The sequence below is a fragment of the Mesorhizobium sp. M7D.F.Ca.US.004.01.2.1 genome, from assembly GCF_003997785.1.
Taxonomy (GTDB): domain Bacteria; phylum Pseudomonadota; class Alphaproteobacteria; order Rhizobiales; family Rhizobiaceae; genus Mesorhizobium; species Mesorhizobium loti.
The window spans coordinates 1-5726 of sequence record NZ_RZRQ01000351.1; the positions used below are offsets into that span (position 1 = coordinate 1).

The following is a 5726-nucleotide window of genomic DNA, read 5'->3' on the forward strand; positions in this document are numbered from 1 at the left end:
ACACGTTCGACGCGGCAATCTGCTTCTATGTCGGCATGAACATCGCCGACAAGGCCGCCGTGATCGCGCAGGCTTTTCGCGTTCTGAAGCCGGGCGGCAAGCTGATCTGGACGGAAGCCGTGCTGGCTGGCGGTGAGCCGCATTACCCGTTGCCCTGGGCGGTCGCGCCGGAGGCCAGCCACCTTGTTGATCGAAACGCTCTGAAAGCCCTGTTCGTCGACGCAGGCTTCCACATTGACGAAATCGTCGACGAGACCGGCGAACATGTCGAACTGGCGTTGAAAAGGGCCAGCTCCGGTATCATTCCCTCGCCTGCACAACAGCAGGCCAATGAGATCGTGCTCGGCGCTGAATTCGTGCAGCGGCGCAAGAATTACATCCGCAGCCTGAGCGAAGGCAGGCTGGCGTCGCTGGCCGTCATCGTCTCGAAGATTGCCTGACCGGAGCCCAGCTCGCTCCGCAAGGGGCAGAAACACAAAACCCGCCTCGGCGGCGGGTCTTTGGCGCAAATCAGCACCATGGACAAATATGTAGCATGGCTGCCCTCACCCCGTCAACGATTTTCTAAGAAAAAATTCCTATGCCGCTTTTTCGGGCGATCCTGAAGATCTGCAAAGGCATAGCCTCGCCGCGCCCTCCGGAGCGAAAACGCCGCTCGCGCGTTTCGATCTGGATCTGGCGCAATTCCGGACGGAAAACCGTTTCACACTTTTCCTGGAATTGCTCTGGCCACGGGAGCAATCACCATGAATGTCGCCAATCTTCAACTCGAAGGCCTGCTGATGGCCGTCGCGTCTATCAACCACCTCCTGGTTCAAAAAGGGGTGCTGACGGCGGAGGAAATCGATTTGGCGCTGCGCAAGACCGAGGCCGGCGAAACCAGTCAGGAGCGATCCGACGGCATGTCCGCTTCAAGCCGTGACGCCGTCAACTTCCCGATCCGGCTGCTGGGCCTCGCCAATCAGTGCCAGCCGGAGGCGGACATGCCCTCCTTCTCGAAGCTGGCCCGCATGGTCGGCAAGATCAAGGAACCCTACAACGACCAGCTATGAGGGCTCCAGAACGACGGACCGACACTGGCAACCCCGCGGAAATCCCGTTTTTGCCGGCTGGCTGGTTTTTGGCCGACGGCTGTGAAATCATTAGCCAACACGCATGGAATGATTCCCGTCACACGCCCTTGTGGGAGAAGACGATGGACAGACCAGCCATGGCATCCGTGTTCAGGGTGCGGCATGCACCGGCCACGGTTTCCGGGGTGCGCAGCACCGGCCAGGGCCAGGCCGACCCGGTCATCCGCGTGCGTTCGCTCGGCGAAGCGATCCGCTTCGTCGCCCACGCTTATCCCCAATACGATATCAGCGCCGTCGCCATCACCTCGAGCGATCCTTCGGCCCCTCGCCTCGGCAGCCTGGAGGTGAAGGCGCTTTGGCGTGAGTATGGCGAGCGCCTGACGCAGGAATAGACAGGCCATTCTTTCGCGACCGCGCCGCATGGTGCTCACGCCCTGCCCGGCCATCCCAGGTTTAGCGAAAGCACCCGGCCCGGCCCGTGCACCGCCGCAAACAGCAGTCCGGCCAGGAAGGAAAAATGGTCGATGAAGAAGCCGAACTCGGCCTGGTTTCCGGCCCAGTGGCTGGGCCCGTGGAAGGCAAAGGCGAGGAACAGCACATAGGCGGCGGCGATCAGGGCCGCCTGGGTGAAGAAGGCGCCGGTCAGGAAGCACAGCACCAGGGCGACTTCCAGGATCGCCGCGCACCAGGCCAGGAACAGCGGAAACGGAAAGCCGGCGGCGGCGATATAGCCGGCGGTCGCCTCCATGCCCATGAACTTGAAGGTCACGGCCATCAGGAAGACGCCCGCGAAGATCAGCCGGGCGATGAGAAGGGCCGCGGTCTGCCACGGCGATTGGGTGATTTGCGACGACATGCTCGTTCTCCAGCTTTGCAGGTTGGTCGCTCCTAGGACGCGCGACGATCGCCAGGTCCGACACATCAGGCCAATTTTTTAATCGACAAGCGCGATGCAGGCGCTCCGCCAGGGATCCGGGATGCCTCTTGAAACCATGCACCGTGCCGGCAGGACCGATTTTCGGTTTGCCGGCTGACGGTATATTATTGCCCGCTCGAAGGGGGAAATGGACATGGCCAAGGCATTGATCATCGGTGCATCCCTTGATCATGAAACTTGTTGGTAACCGCGATTGTGCTATTGTTAGCTGGGGCTAATGCACAGGCGTGTACCGGTGCAGTTAATTCGGGCGGGTTTGAAATTGGGCACGAACCTCAGGTTCAGGATAAAATCCCTTGCCGTCCGGTCGACGGCACTGGAATGCAGCGGCTGCGGCGGCGCCGGCCAAGTCTTCCAATGCCCGCGCTGGACGAGTTCCAATGGCAATTGCTGCCCCGCCGGCACGCACCAGCGCGGCTGCCCCGGAGTCAGCACCGCCTGTTCCGAATGTGACGGCGACCACCTTTCCGACGCCGACCCGATGCGGCCATCGGCCTGATACAGGCTTGCGAAGCCGTAGCCGCACCTGGCGGCGTTTGGCGGGGCATGGCGTTATTGTCGTGCCGGTGGAACCAGCGACGCCGATCTGTGTTATGTCCTGTTGATCGCGGGATCGGGCGCCGACGGCTGCGCGTTTCCCCGACAACAGAAAGTGAGGCCTGGGATGGCTGACGACAAGTCGAAGACGAAACAGGACCGCAAGCTGGTCTCGAGCGAAGAGCCTTACGAGGTCGCCGCCTTTGCCCGCAAATACGGCATCCCGCCAAGCGAGGCGCAGACCATCATCAAGCGCTACGGGCCATCGCGCAAGAAGCTCGATGCCCATATGGCGGCGCGCGGCTAGGCCTTTCCCGGGATCGGGACGGGGCTCAATCCGGACGAGCCGATGCGGCTCTGTCCCGGACGAGCCAATCCGGCTCTGTGCCAGACGAGCACCCGGCCCGCAGCGCCACGCAATGACGGAGGTTGCCATGTCCGACACCATACGCAGGACCGGCAGTTGCCTGTGCGGCGGCGTGCAGTTCTCGGTCAGCGGTGCGCCGCTGCGCATTGGTCTTTGCCATTGCAAGGATTGCCGCAAGGCCGGCGGCTCGGTCTATTCGGCCTTTGCCATCTGGCCGCGCGAGGCCTTCGAGACGACTGGCCTTGTCAGTTCCTATGGCACACGCAGCTTCTGCCCGACCTGCGGTGGCCGCGTCGCCTGGGTTGACGACAACGAGGCCGAGGTGACGATCGGCAGCCTCGACATCGCGCCGACCGATCTCGTACCCGAATATGAATTGTGGACCTCAAGGCGCGAGACCTGGCTGCATGCCTTGCCCGACACCGAACAGTTCGAGCATGACCGGCCGGCGGCGCACGACGCCGAAGTGCCGACGCCGAGGTCGCTGTCGGATGCCGACGCGGCCGAGTGAGATTTGATCTCGCCGGCAGGGAACCCACCCCTGCCGGCGACGTTATCCGGCGCCTCGTTCTTTGTGCATATCGTTTTCCCCAAAACCGCTGTGCACTTTTGGGCGACATGCATCAGTCACGGAGACGACCGTTGAACGACAAGATGTTTCCCCGACCCATCAAGTTGAAGTTTGCCCCCGAGCGTGAGCGCGTCGTGCGCAGTGCCTGGGAAGGCCTGGAATGCCTCGGCGACTGGCCGGCCGGCCAGGGCCGGCAATACCGGGCGGCGCTGCGCAGCTGTCGCGACGCGCTGGACGGCTGGACGCCGCCGGAAAAGGCGATGCGGGCAATGATCGACGCCGCGCGCGAAGCAAAATTCCTCCAGTAGCGGAAAACAGGACATGGCCGAGTTGATGCTGTCCACGCCGATGCGGATCAGACCGCATGGCTCCGACACGATCCGCGACATCACCACGCTCGGGGACGCCAGCGAAATCCTCATCGACTGGCCGCAGGCCAAGCGCGGCCCGTTCTATCAGGCCGCGCGCGAACAGGTCGAAGCAGCGTTGGAAGGCAAGGCGGGTGCCGCCGAGGCGCAGGAAGCGTTCGCCGCGCTCTGCAACCATGCCGGCGTGCTGGTTCGGTAAGGCACCAAGAAGCAGGCGAGGCACGGTGCCTCGCCTGCTTTTTGGTGCAAAATCGGTCTGATCACTCGGCGGGAAGCTCGCCTTGTACGATCGGGTTAGAGCTTTCGAAGCCAAAACTCTTTGGCGCCAGCAGAACCAAAGCAATCACAACGGCAATCGAGGCAAGCAATGTGGCCGTGGTCGCAATATCTCTCACAATAATCTCTCCAAATTCCAGTCGTGAGAGAAACGTTCCTGGGAAACCGAGGTTCCATTAGCTTGAGCGATGATACCGGCGAGCCTGCGTTTATTGTTTCGGCGGCTGAGCCGGCACCTGCCCCGGCTTGATCACCGGCATCTTGCCTTCATCGGGCGCCGGCGCTGCCATTCCCTGGTCGCCGGTCGCGGGCGGTTTCAGCACACCGCCGCAATCGTTGAGCTTCTCCGTCAGATTGTCGCTGCCAGGCTGCTGTTCCTGTTTTGCGTCTTGCTCCGTCTGGACCCGGCATTTATCGGCCTGCGGCGCCTGGCTGTCGTCCTGCTGGGCCGCAGCCGGCATTGCCAGCGCCAGCATCAGGCTGAATGGGACGATGGCGAGAATTCTCATCTCGGCCTCCTTCTTCCTGTCACGGCCGCCCGCGGCGACCTTTCCCTTCACAGGGACAACGCCTGTCGATGAAAAAGGTTGGCCGCTTGCGCGCCAGCCGTGTTGCAACCAAATCCGTTCGCCGCCCGTTGCGCGTGCCGGAGGCGACCATGTTCAATGAGTTTCAAAGCGCGGAAATCGACACCGGTGATGCCGGCATATTCTGCCTGCGTGCCGGCAGTGGCCCGCCGCTGCTGTTGCTGCACGGCTTTCCGCAAACACATCTGATGTGGCACGACATTGCGCCCGTCCTGGCCGACCGGTTCAGCGTCGTCTGCGCCGATTTGCGCGGCTATGGCGGCAGTTCCTGTCCGGCCTCCACTCCCGATCACGCGCCCTACGCCAAGCGCTCCATGGCCGCCGACATGGTGGCGCTGATGGAAAAACTTGGTTTCAGCCGCTTCATGGTCGCCGGCCATGATCGCGGCGGGCGTGTCGGCTACCGCATGGCGCTTGATCATCCCGACAGCATCGAAAAGCTCGCCTTGCTCGACATCATAGCCACGGCCGATGTCTGGGATCGAGCCGACGCCAGGCTGGCGCTGGGCTATTGGCCATGGTCGTTGCTGGCGCAGCCCGAGCCGTTGCCGGAAAAGATCCTGGCTGGCGCCGCCGAGGCGATCATCGAAAATGCGTTGAGCGGCTGGGGCTCATCACCGTCGGTGTTTCCAGCCGAAGTGCGTCGGGCCTATGTCGATGCCTTGCGCGACCCTTCCCACATCCATGCAATCTGCGAGGAATACCGGGCAGCGGCGACGCTTGACCGCGAGCACGACCGTTCGGACAAGGCCGCCGGCCGGCGCATCCGTTGCCCGCTGCTGGCGCTGTGGAGCGGTCAAGGCGCATTGGCCGAATGGTATGCCGGCGAAGGCGGGCCGCTGGCGCTGTGGCGCGGCTGGGCCGATGACGTGCGCGGCCAGGCGATGCCAGGTGGACATTTCTTTCCCGAGGAGAACCCGGCGCAGACCGTCGACGCGCTGGCCGGCTTCTTCGGCGAACCGGGCCATGCCGCCCAGAAGATCCTTTCGCGCCGGTGAGCCCTCAAGGGC

11 protein-coding genes are annotated in these 5726 nt (G+C 63.1%); 8 read left to right on the top strand and 3 right to left on the bottom strand.

What is annotated here, in order from left to right; all coding sequences use genetic code 11:
- The 3 genes from EN993_RS29880 to EN993_RS29890 all read left to right on the top strand — a co-directional run.
- On the top strand, nt 1-440 hold a 440-nt coding region (locus EN993_RS29880; protein ID WP_127265580.1), incomplete at its 5' end, for a methyltransferase domain-containing protein.
- A 306-nt stretch (nt 441-746) separates the two neighbouring features.
- Nucleotides 747-1052, top strand: a complete 306-nt coding sequence (locus tag EN993_RS29885; protein WP_109660917.1) for a hypothetical protein — start codon at nt 747-749, stop codon at nt 1050-1052.
- 143 nt (nt 1053-1195) lie between these two features.
- Nucleotides 1196-1465 carry a hypothetical protein gene (locus tag EN993_RS29890; protein ID WP_109660915.1) on the top strand — a complete coding sequence of 90 codons (270 nt, stop codon included), beginning with the start codon at nt 1196-1198 and terminating at the stop codon, nt 1463-1465.
- Nucleotides 1466-1500: 35 nt separating this feature from the next.
- Here the strand turns inward: EN993_RS29890 and EN993_RS29895 are convergent, their stop codons facing one another.
- Nucleotides 1501-1929, bottom strand: coding sequence for a DoxX family protein (locus EN993_RS29895; protein ID WP_109660913.1), 429 nt, complete (start codon nt 1927-1929; stop codon nt 1501-1503).
- 745 nt (nt 1930-2674) lie between these two features.
- On the opposite strand from EN993_RS29895, the gene EN993_RS29900 reads away from it, so the two are divergent.
- The 4 genes from EN993_RS29900 (at nt 2675) to EN993_RS29915 (ending at nt 4052) form a co-directional block, all read left to right on the top strand.
- The gene (locus EN993_RS29900; RefSeq protein ID WP_024501602.1) at nt 2675-2854 is read left to right on the top strand and encodes a DUF3606 domain-containing protein; all 180 of its coding nucleotides are present in this window, start codon (nt 2675-2677) and stop codon (nt 2852-2854) included.
- A 127-nt stretch (nt 2855-2981) separates the two neighbouring features.
- Complete coding sequence (locus EN993_RS29905) at nt 2982-3425, top strand: GFA family protein (protein WP_109661442.1); 444 nt, start codon at nt 2982-2984, stop codon at nt 3423-3425.
- Nucleotides 3426-3556: 131 nt separating this feature from the next.
- The gene (locus EN993_RS29910) at nt 3557-3793 is read left to right on the top strand and encodes a DUF982 domain-containing protein (protein ID WP_109660911.1); all 237 of its coding nucleotides are present in this window, start codon (nt 3557-3559) and stop codon (nt 3791-3793) included.
- A gap of 13 nt (nt 3794-3806) precedes the next feature.
- Nucleotides 3807-4052 carry a DUF982 domain-containing protein gene (locus tag EN993_RS29915; RefSeq protein WP_127265581.1) on the top strand — a complete coding sequence of 82 codons (246 nt, stop codon included), beginning with the start codon at nt 3807-3809 and terminating at the stop codon, nt 4050-4052.
- A 61-nt stretch (nt 4053-4113) separates the two neighbouring features.
- Here the strand turns inward: EN993_RS29915 and EN993_RS38400 are convergent, their stop codons facing one another.
- Nucleotides 4114-4248, bottom strand: coding sequence for a hypothetical protein (locus EN993_RS38400; protein ID WP_274533679.1), 135 nt, complete (start codon nt 4246-4248; stop codon nt 4114-4116).
- A 90-nt stretch (nt 4249-4338) separates the two neighbouring features.
- A complete protein-coding gene (locus EN993_RS29920) occupies nt 4339-4638 on the bottom strand; it encodes a hypothetical protein (protein WP_127265582.1) in 300 nt (99 codons plus the stop codon).
- 149 nt (nt 4639-4787) lie between these two features.
- On the opposite strand from EN993_RS29920, the gene EN993_RS29925 reads away from it, so the two are divergent.
- Entirely contained in the window at nt 4788-5714 is a 927-nt protein-coding gene (locus EN993_RS29925; RefSeq protein ID WP_127265583.1) for an alpha/beta hydrolase, read from the top strand.
- Nucleotides 5715-5726 lie beyond the last annotated feature (12 nt).

What these genes read in the sequence shown, in the direction of transcription:
- EN993_RS29885 (WP_109660917.1), top strand. Translation starts at nt 747, where the DNA reads ATGAATGTCGCCAATCTTCAACTCGAAGGCCTGCTGATGGCCGTCGCG.
- EN993_RS29890 (WP_109660915.1), top strand. Translation starts at nt 1,196, where the DNA reads ATGGACAGACCAGCCATGGCATCCGTGTTCAGGGTGCGGCATGCACCG.
- EN993_RS29895 (WP_109660913.1), bottom strand. Translation starts at nt 1,929, where the DNA reads ATGTCGTCGCAAATCACCCAATCGCCGTGGCAGACCGCGGCCCTTCTC.
- EN993_RS29900 (WP_024501602.1), top strand. Translation starts at nt 2,675, where the DNA reads ATGGCTGACGACAAGTCGAAGACGAAACAGGACCGCAAGCTGGTCTCG.
- EN993_RS29905 (WP_109661442.1), top strand. Translation starts at nt 2,982, where the DNA reads ATGTCCGACACCATACGCAGGACCGGCAGTTGCCTGTGCGGCGGCGTG.
- EN993_RS29915 (WP_127265581.1), top strand. Translation starts at nt 3,807, where the DNA reads ATGGCCGAGTTGATGCTGTCCACGCCGATGCGGATCAGACCGCATGGC.
- EN993_RS29920 (WP_127265582.1), bottom strand. Translation starts at nt 4,638, where the DNA reads ATGAGAATTCTCGCCATCGTCCCATTCAGCCTGATGCTGGCGCTGGCA.
- EN993_RS29925 (WP_127265583.1), top strand. Translation starts at nt 4,788, where the DNA reads ATGTTCAATGAGTTTCAAAGCGCGGAAATCGACACCGGTGATGCCGGC.